Below are 20,895 nucleotides of genomic sequence, written 5' to 3' on the forward strand. Positions count from 1 at the left end.
CACCCCACCCCATGCCCACCTCCAAAAAACTTCCCCCCGCCCCCTGAACACCCCGCCCGTCCCGTCCGTACTCCTCACCGCAAGTCCGATTCATGGCCAGGTCCCCGGCGATCTTGGGTGATCCGGGCTCTCGACCCGGGAGTTGGAGTGCGTAAGGATGCCGTCGTGGCAGACAGGACGACACCTGACGAGGAGCTCATGCGAGCCCTCTATGACGACCACGCGGGCCCGCTCCTCGCCTTCGTCCTGCGACTGGTGGCGGGCGACCGGCACCGCGCGGAGGACGTGGTCCAGGAGACGCTGGTGCGGGCCTGGCGCAACGCCGATCAGCTGCAGCGTGCCACCGGTTCGATCCGGCCCTGGCTGGTGACCGTGGCCCGGCGGATAGTGATCGACGGGTACCGGAGCCGTAAGGCCAGACCCCAAGAGGTCGATGCGACACCGCTGGAGACGATGCCGGCCGCCGATGTGATCGACCGGGCGCTGCGCACGATGACGATCTCCGAGGCGCTGAGCGATCTGAGCCAGGCCCACCGAGAGGCCCTCGTGGAGACGTACTTCAAGGAGCGTACGGTCAACGAGGCAGCGGAGGTGCTGCGCGTACCCGCAGGGACCGTGCGGTCCCGGGTCTTCTACGCGCTGCGCTCCCTGAAGCTCTCGCTCGAGGAACGAGGAGTGACGGAGTGATCCCGCCCACGCAGCCGGACCGGCACAGCGACGTCGGCGCCTATGCGCTGGGCGTGCTGGACGCTGCCGACTCCGAACGGTTCGAGAGGCATCTCGTCGGCTGTGACCGGTGCGCGGCCGAACTCGAGGAATTCATGGGCCTGACTCCGGTGCTGGCCGAGTTCAAGGAGTCCGCCCCCACCCCGGACACGCTCACCGCCGTCCCCGGCCCCCGGCTCCTCGGCGGACTGCTCGACGAGGTCGCCGCCACCCGCCGCGGCCGGGCCCGTCGCCGGCTGTTCCTGGTCGCCGCGGCCGTCGTACTGATCGTCGGCGGGCCGCTGGCCGCCGTCTCCGTCGTCAAGGGCGGTACGGAGCAGCCGCCGACGGCGGCGCCCCCGCTGGCCAATGCGGTCCGCGCCCAGTATGCCGAGGGCGAGCAGATCCACTCCGTCGACCCGGACACCAAGGTCTCCGCGGGCGTGTCCATGGCGGCCCGCCCCTGGGGCACCCAGGTCGTCCTCCAACTCGCGCACGTCAAGGGCCCGCTCAGCTGCTCCCTGGTCGCGGTCGGCAAGGACGGCCGGCGGCAGACCGTCACCACCTGGGCGGTTCCCGAGGGCGGCTACGGCATCCCCGGGAGCGCGGCCAAGTGGAACCGCGAGCCCCTGTATGCGGCGGGCGGTGCGGCGCTCAACCGGAACGAGATCGATCACTTCGAGATCAGCACCCTGGAGGGCAGGCGACTGGCCACGGTGAAGGCGTGAGCCGCGCGGAGCGGGCGGCCAGGGGCGGCGGAGCGGCCCCGCAACGCCCCTCCCGTGACCGCCCAGGACGCCCGAAGTAACGGTCTGCATCAACATCCGACCGAATCCGCCCAGATTTGTCCTTCTTACCAGGTGCGCACGGTGCCCGGTTCGCGTACGGTTGACGGCTGCCCTACGCACAGCAGAAGGGGGCCTGGGTGGCCGCGCACAACGCCACGCACGCACCGGATCACGCCTCGGAATCGGTTCGCGCCCGCGAGATCGAGGCCGAGCAGACGCACCTGGACCGCGTCTACCGGCGCCTTGAGGAGAAGATCCACGAGGCGGAGTTCCTCATGGACGACGCCGCCAAGCGCGGCCAGGTCGGCACGCCCGGCGCGCTCGCCGAGCGTGACGCCCAGGTCTTCCAGGCGGGTGTCCATCTCCACCGGCTGAACTCCGAGTACGAGGACTTCCTCTTCGGGCGGGTCGATCTGCTCCTCGGCAAGGACGGCAAGAAGGGTCCGGACGGCGCGTACACCTCCGTCGAGCCCGCCGAGGGCGCGATCGTGAACAACCGTGCCAAGATCGCCGAGACGCTGCACATCGGCCGGCTCGGCGTCCTCGACGCGGACTACTCCCCGCTGGTCATCGACTGGCGGGCGCCGGCCGCCGCACCCTTCTACCGCGCCACCCCGGTGGCGCCCGGCCGGGTCGTCCGCCGCCGGGTGATCCGCTCCAAGGGCCGCAAGGTGCTCGGCGTCGAGGACGACCTGATGCGTCCGGAGATCACCGCCACCCTGGACGGCGAGGAGCTCCCGGCGATCGGTGACGGCGCGCTGATGGCCGCGCTCGGCCGGGCCCGCAGCCACACCATGCGGGACATCGTCGCGTCCATCCAGGCCGAGCAGGACATGGTGATCCGGGCGCCCGCCGCCTCCGTCACCGAGGTCGAGGGCGGGCCGGGCACCGGCAAGACGGCGGTCGCCCTGCACCGTGCCGCCTACCTCCTCTATCAGGACCGCCGCCGTTACGCCGGCGGCATCCTGATCGTCTCCCCGACGCCGCTGCTGGTCGCCTACACCGAGGGCGTGCTGCCGTCGCTCGGCGAGGAGGGCCAGGTCGCCATCCGGGCGCTCGGCTCGCTCGTCGACGGCGCCGAGGCGACCGCCTACGACCCGCCGGCGGTGGCCCGCATCAAGGGCTCGTCGCGGATGCAGAAGCTGCTGCGCAAGGCCGCCCGGGCCGCCCTGGAACTGGCCCCGGGCGGCACCGCGCCCCCTTCCGGTCCGGCGGGCCAGCTCGCGTTCGGTGACGACGAGGAGACCACGCCGGCGGTACGGACCGACCGGCTCCGGGTCGTCGCCTTCGGCTCCCGGATCGAGCTGGACGCCGATGAGCTGCGCGCCATCCGGCAGTCCGCGCTCGGCGGCACCGCGCCCGTCAACCTGCTGCGCCCCCGGGCCCGCCGGCTGATCCTGGACGCCCTGTGGGCCAGGTCGGGCGCCGGCCGCCGCTACACCGACCCCGAACTCGCCGCCGAGGCCCGTGGGGGCTTCGACGAGGACCTCGTCACCGAGACCTCGTTCCAGGAGTTCCTGGACGCCTGGTGGCCCGAGCTGACCCCGCGCGGGGTGCTCGCCGCGATGGCCGACGAGAAGCTGCTGGGCCGCTGGGCGCGCCGCGTCCTCAACCCGCGCGAGGTGCGCCAACTGGCCCGTTCGCTGGGCCGGTTGGACGCCTCGGGGCACGGCCCGCTGTCGGTGCACGACGTCGCCCTGCTGGACGAGCTGCAGCAGATCCTGGGCGCCCCGATGCGCCCGGCCCGGCCGCGCGAGGCGGACCCGCTGGAGCATCTGACCGGCCTGGAGGAGCTGACGACGTACGCGGACCGCAACGGCTCCGGCCGCGGCCGGCGCGAGCGCCTGGAGGAGGAGCGCACCGACTACGCCCATGTGATCGTCGACGAGGCGCAGGACCTGACGCCCATGCAGTGGCGGATGGTCGGCCGCCGTGGCCGGCACGCCACCTGGACCGTGGTCGGCGACCCGGCGCAGTCCTCGTGGTCCGACCCGGACGAGGCGGCCGCCGCCCGGGACGAGGCGCTCGGCACCCGCCCGCGCCGCCGCTTCACCCTCACCGTCAACTACCGCAATCCGGCGGAGATCGCCGAGCTGGCGGGGAAGGTGCTGGCGCTGGCGATGCCCGGGATGCAGTCCCCGAAGGCGGTCCGTTCGACGGGCCTTTCGCCGCGCTTCGCGCTCGTCGGGGACGGTGCCGGACCCGCCGGCGAGGCCGCGCTGGCCGCCGCCACGGCGGCGGAGGCCGAGCGGCTGCTGGGCGAGGTGGACGGCACGGTCGGCGTCGTGGTGGCGATGCACCGCCGCGAGCAGGCCCGCCGCTGGCTGGCCCCGCTCGGTGACCGGGTGGTGGCGCTGGGCTCCCTGGAGGCGAAGGGGCTGGAGTACGACGCCACGCTGGTGGTGTCGCCGGCCGAGATCGCCGACGAGTCCCCGGCCGGGCTGCGGGTGCTGTACGTGGCGCTGACCCGGGCCACCCAGCAGCTGACCGTGCTGTCCGCCGAGCGCGACCAGCCGGACCCGGCCGGGGTGCCCGACCTGCTGCGGGACTGAGCCCGGCCGGGCCCGTCCGGGGGGACCTGAAATCCGTACCCCGCGACGGGATTCGCTTCCGGAGATGGTTTGTTAGCCTGGGTGACGGCACCGGCTCGATCCAAGCCCCCGGGCCCAACCATCGTCGCTACGAGCGACCACTTGCCGCGAGGCGAGCATGGCGGGTCGGTGTCGCTAACTCTTCGAGGCCCACGTCACCACGTGACGTGGGCCTCTTTGCTTGTCTGATCATTTCTCGTATGGTGGAAGTAAGTTTCCGAAGTCGCCACCTCCTGGTGAACACAACGCACGGAACCCCGGGCGGCTACCGCGTACTCAGGGGTAGGTGCGACGATCGGACGGCACAACGCTGTGACACGCAGCGATACACAGCGAAACGGTGAAAGCAGAGGAAGTCGGCCATGGCAACGGCGCCCAGCGTCTCCTACTCGATGACGGTCCGGCTGGAGGTGCCCGCGAGCGGAACCGCGGTCTCCCAGCTCACCACGGCCGTCGAGTCCCACGGAGGCTCGGTGACCGGCCTCGACGTCACTGCGTCCGGGCACGAGAAGCTCCGCATCGACGTCACGATCGCGGCCACCTCGACCGCGCACGCCAACGAGATCGTCGCGCAGCTCCGCAACATCGAGGGCGTCTCGCTCGGCAAGGTGTCCGACCGTACGTTCCTGATGCACCTCGGCGGCAAGATCGAGATGTCGTCGAAGCACCCGATCCGCAACCGCGACGACCTCTCCATGGTCTACACCCCCGGCGTCGCCCGGGTCTGCCAGGCCATCGCCGACAACCCCGAGGACGCCCGCCGGCTGACGATCAAGCGCAACAGCGTCGCGGTCGTCACGGACGGCTCCGCGGTCCTGGGCCTGGGCAACATCGGCCCCAAGGCCGCGCTGCCCGTCATGGAGGGCAAGGCGGCCCTCTTCAAGCGCTTCGCCGGCATCGACGCCTGGCCGCTGTGCCTGGACACCCAGGACACCGACGCCATCGTGGAGATCGTCAAGGCCATCGCCCCCGGCTTCGCCGGCATCAACCTGGAGGACATCTCCGCGCCCCGCTGCTTCGAGATCGAGGCGCGGCTGCGTGAGGCGCTGGACATCCCGGTCTTCCACGACGACCAGCACGGCACCGCCATCGTGGTGCTCGCCGCGCTCACCAACGCGCTGCGCGTCGTCGGCAAGAAGATCGAGGACGTCCGGGTCGTGATGTCCGGCGCCGGCGCGGCCGGCACCGCCATCCTCAAGCTGCTGCTGGCCGCCGGCGTCGGGCACGCCGTCGTCGCCGACATCCACGGTGTGGTGCACGCCGGCCGCACGGACCTGGTCGACGCCGACCCGGACTCCGCGCTGCGCTGGATCGCCGACAACACCAACCCCGAGGGCGTCACCGGCACCCTCAAGGAGGCCGTGGTCGGCGCGGACGTCTTCATCGGCGTCTCGGCGCCCAACGTCCTCGACGGCGACGACGTGGCGAAGATGGCCGAGGGCGCGATCGTGTTCGCACTCGCCAACCCCGACCCCGAGGTCGACCCGGCCATCGCCCGGCAGACCGCCGCCGTCGTGGCCACCGGCCGCTCCGACTTCCCGAACCAGATCAACAACGTCCTGGTGTTCCCCGGGGTATTCCGCGGCCTCCTGGACGCCCACTCCCGTACGGTGAACACCGAGATGATGCTGGCCGCGGCCCGCGCCCTCGCGGACGTCGTCCTGGAGGACGAGGTCAACCCGAACTACATCATTCCCAGCGTCTTCAACGAGAAGGTCGCGGGCGCGGTGGCCGGTGCGGTGCGGGACGCGGCCAAGGGCAGCGACCCGGCTGTGACGACGGCCACGACGGTCTGACCACGGCGCGTCGCGGGACACGCCGTCACGACGGCCCCCATAGGGTGGCGGGCAGCAATGGCCGCCATCCTGTGGCTCCGGCCCGGAGCGGGACGGTGCGGAACGTCATCACCATGTGGCAGTGGCGCTTTTCGTGTGACCCGCCAGGGCGCCGGATTGGCTTTACTGCCGCAGGTAGGGGCAGGATGCGTATTCGGGCGCGAGGGTCTGGCAGGCAGACCCGGGTCCGGGGACTGTCCGAGGACCCTGGCAGCATCGGCTTCGCTGTGCCCAACATGCGGCTCCGCCGCGTGGCACGCCTCATTGGCAAGAAGAACACGGGAGTACAAACATGAACCGCAGTGAGCTGGTGGCCGCTCTGGCCGATCGCGCCGAGGTGACCCGCAAGGACGCCGACGCCGTTCTGGCCGCCCTCGCCGAGGTGACCGGCGAGGTCGTCGCCAAGGGCGACGAGAAGGTCACCATCCCCGGCTTCCTGACCTTCGAGCGCACCCACCGGGCCGCTCGCACCGCGCGCAACCCGCAGACCGGCGACCCGATCCAGATCCCGGCCGGCTACAGCGTGAAGGTGTCCGCGGGCTCCAAGCTCAAGGAAGCCGCCAAGGGCAAGTAAGGCCCCGAAACGGCGTAACGAGGCGGCCGCCCCGACGGGGGCGGCCGCCTTCGTCGTACCCGCTCACCGTACGGCCCCGCCGCGCCCGTCCTCACGGCCCTCCCGCGCCGCCACCACGGCCGTACGGGGCCGGGAAGGGCGCCCGGCACCTCCCGGGCCGCCCCGTGGCGCCGGACGGCCCCAGACAGCCGCAAGGGGCGGCCACCGGCTGGTGGCCGCCCCTTGCGGCGTGGTCCTACGGGTGTCGGCGCGGCGCGCCGTGGGGCCCGGGCGTCGTCAGTGGCTCAGCGCCCCGTTGGGCAGCTCCACATGGCCGCCCAGCTCGACGAGCTTCTCCATGAAGTTCTCGTAGCCGCGGTTGATCAGGTCGATGCCGTGCACCCGGGAGGTGCCCTGCGCCGCCAGCGCCGCGATCAGGTACGAGAAGCCACCGCGCAGGTCCGGGATGACCAGGTCGGAGCCCTGCAGCTTGGTCGGCCCGGAGACCACCGCGGAGTGCAGGAAGTTGCGCTGGCCGAAGCGGCAGGCCGAGCCGCCCAGGCACTCCCGGTAGAGCTGGATGTGCGCGCCCATCTGGTTGAGGGCGGACGTGAAGCCGAGCCGGGACTCGTAGACCGTCTCGTGGACGATGGACAGGCCGGACGCCTGGGTGAGGGCGACGACCAGCGGCTGCTGCCAGTCGGTCTGGAAACCGGGGTGGACGTCGGTCTCCAGGGCGATGGCGTTGAGCGAGCCGCCCGGGTGCCAGAAGCGGATGCCCTCGTCGTCGATCTCGAAGGCGCCGCCGACCTTCCGGAAGGTGTTGAGGAAGGTCATCATGGAGCGCTGCTGGGCGCCCCGGACGTAGATGTTGCCCTCGGTGGCGAGCGCCGCGGACGCCCAGGAGGCGGCCTCCAGGCGGTCCGGGAGGGCCCGGTGGGTGTAGCCGTTGAGCTTGTCGACACCGGTGATCCGGATCGTCCGGTCGGTGTCCATGGAGATGATCGCGCCCATCTTCTGCAGCACGCAGATGAGGTCCTCGATCTCCGGCTCCACCGCGGCGTTCGACAGCTCGGTGACGCCCTCCGCCAGTACGGCGGTCAGCAGCACCTGCTCGGTCGAGCCGACCGACGGGTACGGCAGCCGGATCTTGGTGCCGCGCAGCCGGTGCGGCGCCTCCAGGTACTGCCCGTCGGCGCGCTTCTCGATCTTCGCGCCGAACTGGCGCAGCACGTCGAAGTGGAAGTCCACCGGGCGGCCGCCGATGTCACAGCCGCCCAGGCCCGGGATGAAGGCGTGGCCGAGGCGGTGCAGCAGCGGGCCGCAGAACAGGATCGGGATCCGCGAGGAGCCGGCGTGCGCGTCGATGTCGGCGACGTTGGCGCTCTCCACGTGCGACGGGTCGAGGACCAGCTCGCCGGGCTCGTCGCCCGGGCGGACCGTGACGCCGTGCAGCTGCAGCAGTCCGCGCACCACGCGTACGTCGCGGATGTCGGGCACGTTGCGCAGCCGGCTGGGTCCGCTGCCGAGCAGGGCGGCGACCATGGCCTTGGGCACAAGGTTCTTCGCACCGCGAACCCGGATCTCGCCCTCCAGCGGGGTGCCGCCGTGGACAAGCAGTACGTCGTCAGTAGAGACGGTCATGGATCTCGCGTTCCTGGAGACGGGCAGGGCCAAGCTGAAATGGTAAGGGCGTCCGAGGGGGTGCCCGTAAGCCCGTGCAGCCTCTGAGCATGTAATGGCTTTGTCACAACACGCTCGGCTACGGTCACCCTTTGATCTGTAATCGCCCTTTGGCGGAAAAGTTGCAGATTGTCTTAAATGCACTGTGACGAAGCCGGATTGGGGCCGGCGCTCTTCAGGGGCCGGTGCCGTGCGCCGGGGCTGCCGCCGTACGCCCTGCCCTGCGCTCGCACCGGTCACGGCTTTGACCCCCCGCTCGGGGCGGAAGTGCGGGATCATGTGGCCATGACCGAGGTGTCCTCGCTCACAGGCCGGCTGCTCGTCGCGACGCCCGCGCTTGCGGACCCGAACTTCGACCGCGCGGTGGTGCTGCTCCTCGACCACGACGAGGAGGGCTCCCTCGGCGTGGTCCTCAACCGCCCCACCCCGGTGGGCGTCGCGGACATCCTCGCGCCCTGGGCCGCGCTGACCGGTGAGCCGGGCGTGGTCTTCCAGGGCGGCCCGGTCTCGCTGGATTCGGCGCTCGGGGTGGCGGTGGTGCCCGGCGGGGCCTCCGGCGAGGGCGGCATGCCGCCCATGGGTACGGGTGCCGGTCCCGGCGCCGAGGCGGGGGAGACCGCCGGCGCGCAGGTCGCCGACCGCGCGGGCGTGCAGCCGGCCGAGGAGCCGCTGGGCTGGCGCCGGGTGCACGGCGCGATCGGCCTGGTTGACCTGGAGGCCCCGCCCGAGCTCCTCGCGGCGGTGTTCGGCAGCCTGCGGATCTTCGCCGGTTACGCGGGCTGGGGCCCGGGCCAGCTGGAGGACGAGCTGGTCGAGGGCGCCTGGTACGTCGTCGAGTCCGAACCGGGCGACGTCTCCTCGCCCGACCCGGAACAGCTGTGGCGCGCGGTCCTGCGGCGGCAGCGCAACGAGCTGGCGATGGTGGCCACGTACCCGGACGACCCGTCGCTGAACTGATCGCGACGACCGGCCGGCCGGTCACGGGGGAGGTCCCGCGGAACGCCGGATTTTTGTTGAGCGCTGGATTATTGTGACGGCTTCGTCATGAGGAATTGTCAGTGCCCGTCGCTATGGTTCGAGTGACAGGGGACGGTGTGCGGCCGCGTCGGCGGGGCCGCGCAGGACAGCGGGGGAGAGTGCCTATGCACAGGCCGAGTGTGCCCGGGGATCTGGACCATCCGGAGCGGCTGTGGGCGCGGGCCGCGACGCTCGCGGTGGTCGCCGCGGCGGTCGACGACTGGGACGAGTTCTCCTGGGGGAAGCACGGACTCGAGTGCTGGAACGGCGGCGGCAGCTACTGGTGGCGGCTGAAGCTGTACGACGGCGGCCGGGCGCTGCTCTGCGGCCAGGACTCGGACGGCAGCTACACCCACAGCGGCGACCGCCAGATCGACTTCCTGGCCGGCGGGCCCGGGTGGCTGCCCTGGGAGCAGCTGACCGACGACGCCCAGGGGAACCTCTTCGGATTCGTCTACTGGTGGCAGGACGGTGCCTGGGCCCGTGCCCCGTATCCCGAGAAGCTGCCGGACGACGGCCTGGAGATGGCGATGAGCTGGGCCGCCCCCGGTGACGCGTCGATCGGCCGGATCGTCGATGACCTAGTGGCCCGTACGGAGACCGAGGTCGACGCGGCGGACGCGGTCCGTACGTTCATCGCCGCCGCCGAGGCCCGTGCGGTCGGCGGGCCGGAGATCGCCGCGCTGCTGGACGCGGTCTGCGACCAGGACTCCTGGTACGAGGTCCGGCCGGAGGCCGCGCTCGCCTTCGCCGAGAAGCTGGGCCTGACCTCCGGCGACCGCGGTGGGCTGGCGGTGGCTTCGGCTTCCTGAGAAGGCGGACCCGGCGGACGCCCGGACGGGTCCGGCGGCGGGTGTCGCGGCGGCGGGCCGTCGCTCCCGGGTCGTCGCGGGCGTGAGTACCCTTGGCAGCTATGAGCACTCTTGAGCCCGAGCGCGGGGCAGGTACGGGGACCCTCGTAGAGCCGACACCGCAGGTGTCGCACGGCGACGGCGACCACGAGCGCTTCGCCCACTACGTCCAGAAGGACAAGATCATGGCGAGCGCGCTCGACGGTACCCCCGTCGTGGCGCTCTGCGGCAAGGTCTGGGTCCCGGGCCGCGACCCGAAGAAGTACCCGGTCTGCCCCATGTGCAAGGAGATCTACGAGTCCATGGGCGCCGGTGGCGACAAGGACAAGGGCGGCAAGGACGGCGGCAAGAAGTAACCGCCGCCCACCGGCCCGCCGCGGGCACGGGTCCGGACCTTTCGGGGCCCGGGCCCGCCGTCGTGCCCGCACACCCGCGCGCCGACACTTGACCCCCGTCCTCCTGGGATGCGCGGGACGACGGCGGATCGACGGAACGGCCCTGGCGGGGGGACCCACGCACCCGCCTGCGGCATCACGGGACGGCTGCTGACGCAATGTGACGGCAGGCCGGACGACGAGTTGGCCGGACGACGAGTTGGCCGGATCACCGGCCCTGCCGGACCGGCAGATGGCAGCATCGACCCCGACACCGCCCGCGGCACGTCCGTGCCATCGCCCGCGGCACGGGCGGGTGCTCTCCGTACGCCGACAGCGCCGGCCGGTCCCGGGCCCGGGGGCGCGGTGGAGGACAGACGGCATGCCGGACACCGACGGCCCCACGCACCACCCGGACGCCCCCGCGGCACCACCGGCCCCCGGCACCGCTTCCGTGCCCGACCCCGGTGTCCCGCACCTACCGGGCGCCGGTCTGATTCCTGCGCCGTTGAGCATCGACGCGCCCTCCGGCAGCGCCGTCCGGCTCGGCCCGGACACCGCGCTCGCCGCCGCACCCGGCACCGAGGACACCGCGCTGTGGCTGCGGGCCACCCTCGGCGACGCCTTCGGCCTGCCGCTGCCGCCCGGCTCCGCCGACGCCACCGACACCCTCGCGCTGGCCCTCGACCCGGCCCTGCCCGCGGAGGGCTACCGCCTGGAGGCCGACGCCCGTTGGGGCGTCCGGATCACCGGCGGCGGCCCGGCCGGTGTCTTCTGGGGCGCCCAGACGCTCCGTCAGCTCCTCGGCCCGCACGCCTTCCGCCGCGCCCCGCTCACCCCCGGCCGGCCCGCCGCCCTCCCGCAACTGACCGTCGAGGACGCCCCCCGCTTCGGCTGGCGCGGCATGCTGCTCGACGTCGCCCGGCACTTCCTGCCCAAGGACGGCGTGCTGCGCTACCTCGACCTGCTCGCCGCGCACAAACTCAACGTCCTGCACCTGCACCTGACCGACGACCAGGGCTGGCGCATCGAGATCCGGCGCTACCCGAAGCTGACCGGAACCGGCGCCTGGCGCGCCCGCACCAAACTCGGCCACCGGGCCTCCCCGCTCTGGGACGAGCGCCCGCACGGCGGCTACTACACCCAGGACGACATCCGCGAGATCGTCGCCTACGCCGCCCGCCGGCACATCACCGTCGTCCCCGAGATCGACGTCCCCGGACACTCGCAGGCCGCCATCGCCGCGTATCCGGAACTCGGCAACACCGACGTCATCGACACCACCTCCCTGAAGGTCTGGGACACCTGGGGCGTCAACCCCAACGTACTGGCACCCACCGACACCACCCTGCGGTTCTACGAGCACGTCCTCGAAGAGGTCCTCGCACTCTTCCCGTCCCGCTTCGTGCACATCGGCGGCGACGAGTGCCCCAAGGACCAGTGGCGGGCCTCCGCCACCGCCCAGGCCCGGATCGCCGCACTCTCGCTGGCCGGCGAGGACGAACTGCAGAGCTGGTTCGTCCGCCACTTCGACCGCTGGCTCGCCGACCGCGGCCGGCGGCTCATCGGCTGGGACGAGATCCTCGAAGGCGGCCTGGCCGAGGGAGCGGCCGTCTCCTCCTGGCGGGGCTACGCCGGCGGGGTCGCGGCCGCCAAATCCGGCCACGACGTCGTCATGTGCCCCGAACAGCAGGTCTACCTGGACCACCGTCAGGACCCGTCCCCGGACGAGCCGGTGCCGATCGGCTACGTACGGACCCTGGAGGACGTCCACCGCTTCGAGCCGGTGCCACCGGAGCTGACGCCCGAGCAGGCCGCGCACGTCCTGGGGACCCAGGCCAACGCCTGGACCGAGGTCATGGACAGTCAACAGCGCCTCGACTACCAGGTCTTCCCCCGGCTCGCCGCGTTCGCCGAGGTCGCCTGGTCCCACCTGCCCGCGCCGGCCGACCGCGACCACCAGGACTTCCTGCGCCGGATGGCCGCCCACTACGGCCGTCTCGACGCCCTCGGCGTCGACTACCGGCCACCCGGCGGCCCCCGCCCCTGGCAGAAACGCCCCGGGGTGCTCGGACGCCCGATCGACGGGGCGCCCCCAAACGTGTGAGCCCCGGTGCAAGGAGGGCGCCCGTACGGCCGGACCCTGGGACGGTGGTACACACGGCGGTTCCTCCCCGCACCGCCGTAACGAGCACCGCCGTACGACGGCGTGCGCCCCGCCCGGGCGCACCCCGCACCCGCAGCACGCCCCGCCGGCGGGCCCGACCGCGGACTTCACCGGCGGTGGCGGACGAATCCGGACCAGCACCCTGTCCGGGGACGGATCGTCCCTTCGCGGACCCTCGCGCCGAGGGTCCGGGAAGATGTGCCAGAGTTGCCACGTCCGGGCTGTGAGCACGTACCGTACGGCGGAGCGGAACTGCCGGGACACCACCGGGGAAGGGGCAGCTGGCTTGACCACGCACGCACCGCACGCGTCGCACACGGTGACGTTGCCGGCCTCGCTCGACGAGGCCGTGGCGGCACTCACCGCCATGCCCGCCGCCGTGCCCGTCGCGGGCGGCACCGACCTCATGGCGGCGGTCAACGCCGGACTCCTCAGACCCGCGGCCCTGGTGGGCCTCGGCCGGATCAGCGAGATCCGCGGCTGGCAGTACCTGGACGGCCATGCGCTGCTCGGCGCCGGCCTGACCCTCGCCCGTATGGGACGCCCCGACTTCGCCGCCCTCATCCCCGGTCTGGCCGCCGCCGCGCGCGCGGCCGGCCCGCCGCAGATCCGCAACGCCGGCACGCTCGGCGGCAACATCGTCACCTCCGCCCCCACGGGCGACACGCTCCCGGTGCTCGCCGCCCTGGAGGCCACGGTGATCATCGCCGGCCCCGGGGGCGCCCGTCGTGAGATCCCGGTCAGCCACCTCCTGGCCGGCCACGAGATGCTGCACCCCGGCGAACTCGTCGGCTTCGTACGGGTGCCGCTGCTGCACGCCCCGCAGGCCTTCCTCAAGGCCACCGGCCGCACCGGCCCCGGCCGGGCCACCGCGTCGGTGGCGCTGGTCCTCGACCCCGCCCGGCGTGGGGTGCGCTGCGCGGTCGGCGCGGTCGCCGCGATGCCGCTGCGCCCACTGGAGGCCGAGCAGTGGGTGGCCTCGCTCATCGACTGGGACGGCGAACGCGGCCTGGTGCCCGAGGCCCTGACGGCCTTCGGGGACTACGTCGCCGCCGCCTGCATCCCCGACCCGGCCCCGCCGGAGGACGGTTCCGAACCGGCGACCCTGCCGCCGGCCGCGCTTCACCTGCGCCGTACGGTGGCAGCCCTGGCCCGCCGCGCACTTGGGAGGGCGCTCTCGTGAGCGAAGACCACCGTCATCCGCAGCAGCCGCACGCCGACCAGGGCTGGCAGCCACTGCCGCAGGGCGGCGAGTACGAGTCCGAGGCCACGGCCTTCGTCCAGCTCCCGGAGGGCTTCACCACCGGGGTCTACGGCGGCCGGACGCCCGGCTACCCCACCCCGGGGGCCGACCCGCTCGCCGCACCCGGCCACGGCTACACCCCGCCGGCGTCCTTCACCCCGCACCCGGCCGCGCCGCACGCCCCCGAAGCGGGCGCCGACCCCGCGGCCACCGGCCAGTGGACCATGCCGTTCACCGACCGGGCCGACGGCTACGCCGACCCCTCCACCGGATACGGCGCGCCCGCGCACGACCCCGCCCACCAGGGCGGCTCCGCGGTCTACCAGGGCGGTGCACCCGAGGCCGCCCGGCCGTGGGGCCCGGACACCGTGGAGTGGCCGGTGGCGGGCAGCGCCGAGGCCGCCGCCTCCTGGAGCATCCCGGCGGCGGACGACGGACTGGAGGAGTCCGGTGAGTACCTGGTCGGCGACGACCGGCTGACGGGCCACCCGGCCGGCCAGCCGCATCCGTCGGGCCACCCGGGACACCAGGGCCTCACGGGCACCGGCGGCTACCAGGGCGGTGGCTACCCGGGTTCCGGCGCGTACGAGAGCGCCGCCACCACGGCGGAGACCGCCGACGCCGCCCGCACCGGCCACTGGAACTTCACCGCCGGCCTGAGCGCCACCAGCGGCTCCCCCGCGGCCGCCGAGGACCCCCAGGGGCCCGCCCCGGCACCGTCGGCGGACGAACCCTTCAGCGGCTCCCTGAACGGCGGTTACGCGCCCGACCACGGCCTCGCGGACCACGGCCGGGCGCCGGGCCACGACCAGGACACCGGACCGGACCCCGCCGCCGGCGCGACCGGCCACTGGTCGCTGCCGGCCGACGCGCTCGCCCAGTGGCCGCCGGCCGCGGAGCCGGAGCGGCCGCCGCACGACGACGCGGTGACGGACCACCACGACGCCGCGGCGGACGCGCCCGCACCCCCGGCCGCCGCCGACGCCTGGACGGCCCCCGCGGCCGCCGCACCCGCGACGCGGCCGGAGCACACCGCACAGCGGCCGGACCACGCCGCCCACCAGCCCGAGCGGACCGCCCAACAGCCGGAGCACACCGCGGAGTTCGCCGCGGCCGCGGACGGCGCCGCCCAGGAGCCGGCCGCCGCGCCCGCTTCGTCACCTTCGCCGGACGTGCTGCCCGACGCCCCCGCCGGCGAGGCCACGGCCCCCGCGCCCTCCGAAGCCCCGGCCCCGGACGATGCACCGGCCGCCGCCGCCGACGACGACCGGCCCGCCCCCGAGGACACGGCCGCCGCCCCGGCCACCCCGGGCGACGACGACCCGGCCGCCATCCCCTCCCACCCCGCGGACGAGCCCGCCCCGCACGACGAACACCCCGCCGCCTCCTACGTGCTGCGCGTCAACGGCATCGACCGGCCGGTCACCGACGCCTGGATCGGCGAATCGCTGCTCTACGTGCTGCGCGAGCGGCTCGGTCTGGCCGGGGCCAAGGACGGCTGCTCCCAGGGGGAGTGCGGCGCCTGCTCGGTCCAGGTGGACGGACGCCTGGTGGCCTCCTGCCTGGTGCCCGCCGCCACCACGGCCGGCAGCGAGGTCCGCACGGTCGAGGGGCTCGCGGAGAACGGCGTGCCCTCCGACGTACAGCGCGCGCTCGCCGCCTCCGGTGCCGTGCAGTGCGGCTTCTGCGTACCGGGCATGGCGATGACCGTCCACGACCTCCTGGAGGGCAACCACGCCCCCAGCGAACTGGAGACCCGTAAGGCGCTGTGCGGCAATCTGTGCCGCTGCTCCGGTTACCGGGGCGTGCTGGACGCCGTCGAAGAGGTCGTCAAGTCCCGTGCGGAGGCCGCCGCGGCCGCCTACGAGGCGGACGACGGGGCCGGGGCGCCCCCGGCGGACACCGCACGCATCCCCCACCAGGCGGGCCCCGCCGACCCCATGGGCCACGCCCCGCACGACCAGGATCCGTACCCGGGAGGTTCGGCATGACCGGAACGTCCGAGGGCGCCGGCGCCGTCACCGCGACCCCCGCCGCGGGCGTCGAGATGCCCGCGGAGGCGCCGCTGCACGGCCTGGGCGTCTCCCTGCCGTCCGCGGACGCGCCGGCGAAGACCGAGGGCACCTTCCCGTACGCGGCCGACCTGTGGGCCGAGGGCCTGCTGTGGGCGGCGGTGCTGCGCTCCCCGCACCCGCGCGCCCGGATCCTGTCCGTCGACACCAAGCACGCGGCCGAGATGCCCGGCGTCCGCGTCGTCGTCACGCACGAGGACGTACCCGGGGACGCCGGGCACGGCCGGGGCACCGCCGACCGCCCGGTGTTCGCCAAGGACGAGGTCCGCCACCACGGTGAGCCGATCGCCGCGGTCGCCGCCGACCACCCCGACACGGCGCGGCTGGCCGCGGCCGCCATCGCCGTCGAGTACGAGGTCCTGGAGCCGGTCACCGACCCCCAGCTCGCCTTCGAGGCCGAGCCGCTGCACCCCGACGGCAACCTCATCCGGCACATCCCGCTCCGCTTCGGTGACGCCGACGCCATGGGCGAGGTGATGGTCGAGGGCCTCTACCGGATCGGCCGCCAGGACCCGGCGCCCATCGGGGCCGAGGCCGGACTCGCCGTGCCCCGCCCCGACGGCGGCGTGGAGATCTACACCGCCTCCACGGACCCGCACACCGACCGCGACCTGGCCGCTGCGTCCTTCGGCCTGACCCCCGAGCAGGTCAAGGTCGTGGTGACCGGTGTCCCCGGCGCCACCGCCGACCGCGAGGACCCCGGCATCCAGCTCCCGCTCGGCCTGCTGGCGCTGCGCACCGGCTGCCCGGTCAAACTGGCCGCCACCCGTGAGGAGTCCTTCCTCGCGCACGCCCACCGCCACCCCACGCTGCTGCGCTACCGCCACCACGCGGACGCCGACGGCAAGCTGGTCAAGGTCGAGGCGCAGATCCTGATGGACGCCGGAGCGTACGCGGACACCTCCGCCGACGCGCTGGCCGCCGCCGTCTCCTTCGCCTGCGGCCCGTACGTCGTCCCGCACGCGGTCGTCGACGGCTGGGCGGTGCGCACCAACAACCCGCCGTCCGGCCACGTCCGCGGCGAGGGCGCGATGCAGGTCTGCGCCGCCTACGAGGGGCAGATGGACAAGCTCGCCGCCGCTCTGGGCCTGGAGCCGCACGAGATCCGGCTGCGCAACGTCATGGCCACCGGCGATCTGCTCCCCACGGGCCAGACGGTGACCTGCCCCGCCCCGGTGGCCGAGCTCCTGCTCGCCGTCAAGGAGGCGCCGCTGCCCGAACTGCCCAAGGACGCCCCCGAAGCGGACTGGCTGCTGCCGGGCGGGCCGGAGGGCGCGGGCGAACCGGGCGCGGTGCGCCGCGGCGTCGGCTACGCGCTGGGCATGGTGCACATGCTGGGCGCGGAGGGCACCGACGAGGTCTCCACCGCCACCGTCAAGGTCAGCGGCTCGGTCGCGACCGTCATCTGCGCCGCGGTGGAGACCGGTTCGGGCTTCTCCACCCTGGCCCGGCAGATCGTCCAGGAGACCCTCGGGGTCGACGAGGTGCACGTCGCCGGCGTCGACACCGACCAGCCCCCGGCCGGAGCCGCCTGCCACGGCCGGCACACCTGGGTCTCCGGCGGCGCCGTCGAGCGCGCCGCCAAGATGGTCCGCACCCAGCTCCTCCAGCCGCTGGCCCACAAGTTCGGCATGTCCACCGAGCTCCTCCAGATCAGCGACGGCAAGATCACCTCGTACGACGGCGTACTCAGCACCACCGTCGCCGAGGCCCTGGACGGCAAGGAACTCTGGGCCACCGCCCAGTGCCGCCCGCACCCCACCGAGCCGCTCGACGACGAGGGCCAGGGCGACGCCTTCGTCGGCCTCGCCTTCTGCGCCATCCGTTGCGTCGCCGACGTCGACATCGAACTGGGCACCATCAGGGTCGTCGAGATGACCGTCGCCCAGGACGTCGGCCGGATCCTCAACCCCGCCCAGCTGCGGGCCCGTATCGAGGCGGGCGTCACCCAGGGCCTGGGCGCCGCCCTGATGGAGAACCTCCGCACCACCCGCGGCCAGGTCCGCCACCCCGACCTGACCGGCTACGCCCTGCCGACCGCGCTCGACGCCCCCGACATCCGCATCGTCAAACTCGTCGAGGAACGCGACGTGGTCGCCCCGTTCGGCGCCAAGCCCGCCAGCGCCGTGCCGGTGGTCACCTCCCCGGCCGCCGTGGCCTCCGCGGTCCGCGCCGCCACCGGCCGCCCCATCGGCCGCCTCCCGATCCGCCCCCAGGCGGCGGTCGCCCAGGTGATCCAGCAGTAACGGCCCCACACGAAAGCGGCCCGCCACAAAGGTGGCGGGCCGCATCGCTGTCCCTCGGAGGCCGTGGCGGGATTCGAACCCACGTAACTCGCTTTGCAGGCGAGCCCCTGAACCACTCGGGCACACGGCCGAGTTGCGCTGTGCTCCTGACTCTAGGCCGCGGGCCGGGGGGCCCGGCAAGGGCGCGGGGCGCTCTGCCACAAGGCTGCAACAAACCGCTTTGCGGTGCCCCGTACGTACTTGGCCGTCCCGCCGTGGTGGTGCCTCGCCGTTGCGCTTTCCGGCGCCTCGCACGTAGCTGTCTGCTGCGCCGCGGGTCGTCTCGCCGTTGCGCCTGCGGCGGGCCGGTGGGTGTCGCGTGCGGTGACGGACCTCCGGGGCCGGTTGTGTGGACTGCTGACGCTTTACGTCCACACAACCGGCCCCTCCGGCCCGTCCCCTCCCGTGAGTGGGTGGGAAAGGGCCGGCGGGGGCGGGCATCGTCGGTCAGGTGACTGCGTGTGGAAAAGGTCACAGTCACCGGGGAGACCAGGCCCGCCCCCACGAAAACTTCCACTCACGGGAGGGGCTGGACCGGAGGACGAAGTCCGGAGGGCCGGCACCGCACCCGACAAACAAACGCCCGCCGCCAGGCGCGACGGCGAGACGACCCGCGGCGGGACAGCCAGGTACGTGGGAGGCGCCGCAAAGCGCAACGGCGGGCAACAACCGCGGCGGGACAGACAGGTACGTGGGAGGAACCGCGAAGCGGCCCCCGGTACGCTGGCGCGGTTGCCGAGAGCCGAGTTCAGCCGACGGAGACCGTGACTACCACCACCAGTGCCACCAACAGTCATCACCTGTCCCCGGCCTTCCCGGGGCGGGCCCCCTGGGGTACCGCGAACAAGCTGCGTGCCTGGCAGCAGGCGGCCATGGACCGGTACATCCAGACGCAGCCGAGGGACTTCCTCGCCGTCGCGACACCGGGAGCCGGTAAGACGACCTTCGCGCTCACCCTCGCGTCGTGGCTGCTGCACCACCACGTCGTGCAGCAGGTGACCGTCGTCGCACCGACCGAGCACCTCAAGAAGCAGTGGGCGGAGGCGGCGGCCCGGATAGGTATCAAGCTCGACCCGGAGTACAGCGCGGGCCCGCTGGGCCGCGAGTACCACGGTGTCGCGGTGACCTACGCGGGCGTCGGCGTCCGCCCCATGCTGCACCGCAACCGGATCGAGCAGCGCAAGACCCTGGTGATCCTCGACGAGATCCACCACGCCGGCGACTCGAAGTCGTGGGGCGAGGCCTGCCTGGAGGCGTTCGAGCCGGCCACCCGGCGGCTCGCGCTGACCGGTACGCCGTTCCGGTCCGACACCAACCCGATCCCCTTCGTGACGTACGAGGAGGGCAACGACGGCATCCGGCGGTCGTCCGCGGACTACACGTACGGATACGGCAACGCGCTCGGCGACGGTGTCGTGCGGCCGGTCATCTTCCTCTCCTACAGCGGCAACATGCGCTGGCGCACCAAAGCGGGCGACGAGATCGCGGCCCGGCTCGGGGAGCCGATGACCAAGGACGCGGTCTCGCAGGCGTGGCGGACCGCGCTGGACCCGCGCGGCGACTGGATGCCGAACGTGCTGCGCGCCGCCGACCAGCGGCTGACCGAGGTCCGGAAGTCCATCCCGGACGCCGGCGCGCTGGTGATCGCCTCGGACCAGGAGCAGGCCCGGGCGTACGCCAAGCTGATCCGGGAGATCACCGGGCACGGCGCCACCTTGGTGCTGTCCGACGACTCCGGCGCCTCGCAGCGCATCGACGACTTCTCGCAGTCGCAGGACCGCTGGATGGTGGCGGTGCGGATGGTGTCGGAGGGCGTCGACGTGCCGCGGCTGGCGGTGGGGGTGTACGCCACGACGATCTCCACGCCGCTGTTCTTCGCGCAGGCCGTGGGCCGCTTCGTACGGTCCCGCAAGCGCGGCGAGACCGCCTCGGTGTTCCTGCCGACCGTCCCGATGCTGCTCGGCTTCGCCAACGAGATGGAGGTCGAGCGCGACCACGTGCTCGACAAGCCCAAGAAGGACGGCGAGGAGGACCCGTACGCCGAATCCGAGAAGGAGATGGAGGAGGCGAACAAGGAGCAGGACGAGGACACCGGGGAGCAGGAGCAGTTCTCGTTCGAGGCGCTGGAGTCGGAGGCGGTCTTCGACCGGGTGCTCTACGACGGCGCCGAGTTCGGCATGCAGGCCCACGCGGGCAGCGAGGAGGAGCAGGACTACCTCGGCATCCCCGGGCTGCTGGAGCCCGACCAGGTGCAGTTGCTGCTGCAGAAGCGGCAGGCCCGGCAGATCGCGCACAGCCGGAAGAAGCCGGACTCGGAGGCCGACCTGCTGGAGATCCCGGCCGAGCGGCGGCCGGTGGTCACGCACAAGGAGCTGCTGGAACTGCGCAAGCAGCTGAACACGCTGGTGGGGGCGTACGTCCACCAGAGCGGCAAACCGCACGGGGTGATCCACACCGAGCTGCGGCGGGTGTGCGGCGGACCGCCGAGCGCGGAGGCCACCGCCGGGCAGCTGAACGAGCGGATCAAGAAGGTACGGGAGTGGGCCACGCGGATGCGGTGAGCCCCGGGGCCGGGGCGGCGCGGTGAGCCCTTCGCGGCCCCTCGGGTCCCGGTGAGCCTTCGCGGCCCGTCGGGTCCCGGTGCGGCCGTCCCTCGTGCCGGGGGTCGGCCGCCCTTCTTACCGGGGCCCGGCCGCCCTTCGCATCGGGGCCCGGCCGCCCTTCGCATCGG

At 73.3% G+C, this 20,895-nt stretch carries 14 protein-coding genes and 1 tRNA gene; 13 read left to right on the forward strand and 2 right to left on the reverse strand.

What is annotated here, in order from left to right; all coding sequences use genetic code 11:
- Positions 1-165: 165 nt before the first annotated feature.
- From AB0E02_RS23295 to AB0E02_RS23315, 5 genes are all read left to right on the forward strand, one after another.
- A complete protein-coding gene (locus AB0E02_RS23295) occupies positions 166-687 on the forward strand; it encodes a sigma-70 family RNA polymerase sigma factor (protein ID WP_362142249.1) in 522 nt (173 codons plus the stop codon).
- A complete protein-coding gene (locus AB0E02_RS23300; protein WP_362142251.1) occupies positions 684-1,433 on the forward strand; it encodes a zf-HC2 domain-containing protein in 750 nt (249 codons plus the stop codon). The genes AB0E02_RS23295 and AB0E02_RS23300 overlap by 4 nt, the downstream gene beginning before the upstream one ends.
- Positions 1,434-1,630: 197 nt before the next feature.
- The gene (locus AB0E02_RS23305; protein WP_362142253.1) at positions 1,631-4,045 is read left to right on the forward strand and encodes a UvrD-helicase domain-containing protein; all 2,415 of its coding nucleotides are present in this window, start codon (positions 1,631-1,633) and stop codon (positions 4,043-4,045) included.
- Between the two features lie 401 nt (positions 4,046-4,446).
- A complete protein-coding gene (locus AB0E02_RS23310) occupies positions 4,447-5,880 on the forward strand; it encodes an NAD-dependent malic enzyme (protein ID WP_362142255.1) in 1,434 nt (477 codons plus the stop codon).
- A gap of 331 nt (positions 5,881-6,211) precedes the next feature.
- Positions 6,212-6,493 carry an HU family DNA-binding protein gene (locus tag AB0E02_RS23315; protein WP_006605312.1) on the forward strand — a complete coding sequence of 94 codons (282 nt, stop codon included), beginning with the start codon at positions 6,212-6,214 and terminating at the stop codon, positions 6,491-6,493.
- Between the two features lie 276 nt (positions 6,494-6,769).
- Here the strand turns inward: AB0E02_RS23315 and murA are convergent, their stop codons facing one another.
- Positions 6,770-8,116 (reverse strand): UDP-N-acetylglucosamine 1-carboxyvinyltransferase, encoded by a 1,347-nt coding sequence (murA, locus tag AB0E02_RS23320; RefSeq protein ID WP_201807702.1) that lies wholly within the window; start codon positions 8,114-8,116, stop codon positions 6,770-6,772.
- Between the two features lie 324 nt (positions 8,117-8,440).
- Between murA and AB0E02_RS23325 the strand changes: the two genes are divergently transcribed.
- The 7 genes from AB0E02_RS23325 to AB0E02_RS23355 all read left to right on the forward strand — a co-directional run bounded on the left by AB0E02_RS23325 (position 8,441) and on the right by AB0E02_RS23355 (position 18,125).
- Positions 8,441-9,112, forward strand: a complete 672-nt coding sequence (locus tag AB0E02_RS23325; protein ID WP_362142256.1) for a YqgE/AlgH family protein — start codon at positions 8,441-8,443, stop codon at positions 9,110-9,112.
- Between the two features lie 185 nt (positions 9,113-9,297).
- Positions 9,298-9,984, forward strand: coding sequence for a hypothetical protein (locus AB0E02_RS23330; RefSeq protein WP_362142258.1), 687 nt, complete (start codon positions 9,298-9,300; stop codon positions 9,982-9,984).
- Positions 9,985-10,085: 101 nt separating this feature from the next.
- On the forward strand, positions 10,086-10,379 hold the full coding sequence (locus AB0E02_RS23335; protein WP_037809130.1) for a DUF3039 domain-containing protein: 294 nt from the start codon (positions 10,086-10,088) through the stop codon (positions 10,377-10,379).
- Positions 10,380-10,779: 400 nt separating this feature from the next.
- A complete protein-coding gene (locus tag AB0E02_RS23340) occupies positions 10,780-12,504 on the forward strand; it encodes a beta-N-acetylhexosaminidase (protein WP_362142260.1) in 1,725 nt (574 codons plus the stop codon).
- Positions 12,505-12,850: 346 nt separating this feature from the next.
- Complete coding sequence (locus AB0E02_RS23345) at positions 12,851-13,747, forward strand: FAD binding domain-containing protein (RefSeq protein WP_030805807.1); 897 nt, start codon at positions 12,851-12,853, stop codon at positions 13,745-13,747.
- Positions 13,744-15,798 (forward strand): 2Fe-2S iron-sulfur cluster-binding protein, encoded by a 2,055-nt coding sequence (locus AB0E02_RS23350; protein WP_362142261.1) that lies wholly within the window; start codon positions 13,744-13,746, stop codon positions 15,796-15,798. The genes AB0E02_RS23345 and AB0E02_RS23350 overlap by 4 nt, the downstream gene beginning before the upstream one ends.
- Positions 15,795-18,125, forward strand: a complete 2,331-nt coding sequence (locus AB0E02_RS23355; protein WP_362142263.1) for a xanthine dehydrogenase family protein molybdopterin-binding subunit — start codon at positions 15,795-15,797, stop codon at positions 18,123-18,125. Before AB0E02_RS23350 ends, AB0E02_RS23355 begins: the two co-directional genes overlap by 4 nt.
- A gap of 58 nt (positions 18,126-18,183) precedes the next feature.
- Here AB0E02_RS23355 and AB0E02_RS23360 read toward each other — a convergent pair.
- Positions 18,184-18,255 (reverse strand) — tRNA-Cys (locus tag AB0E02_RS23360).
- Between the two features lie 673 nt (positions 18,256-18,928).
- Here AB0E02_RS23360 and AB0E02_RS23365 point away from each other — a divergent pair.
- The gene (locus AB0E02_RS23365) at positions 18,929-20,725 is read left to right on the forward strand and encodes a DEAD/DEAH box helicase (protein ID WP_030805817.1); all 1,797 of its coding nucleotides are present in this window, start codon (positions 18,929-18,931) and stop codon (positions 20,723-20,725) included.
- Positions 20,726-20,895 lie beyond the last annotated feature (170 nt).

The sequence above is a fragment of the Streptomyces sp. NPDC048196 genome (assembly GCF_040652715.1).
Lineage (GTDB): Bacteria > Actinomycetota > Actinomycetes > Streptomycetales > Streptomycetaceae > Streptomyces > Streptomyces siderophoricus.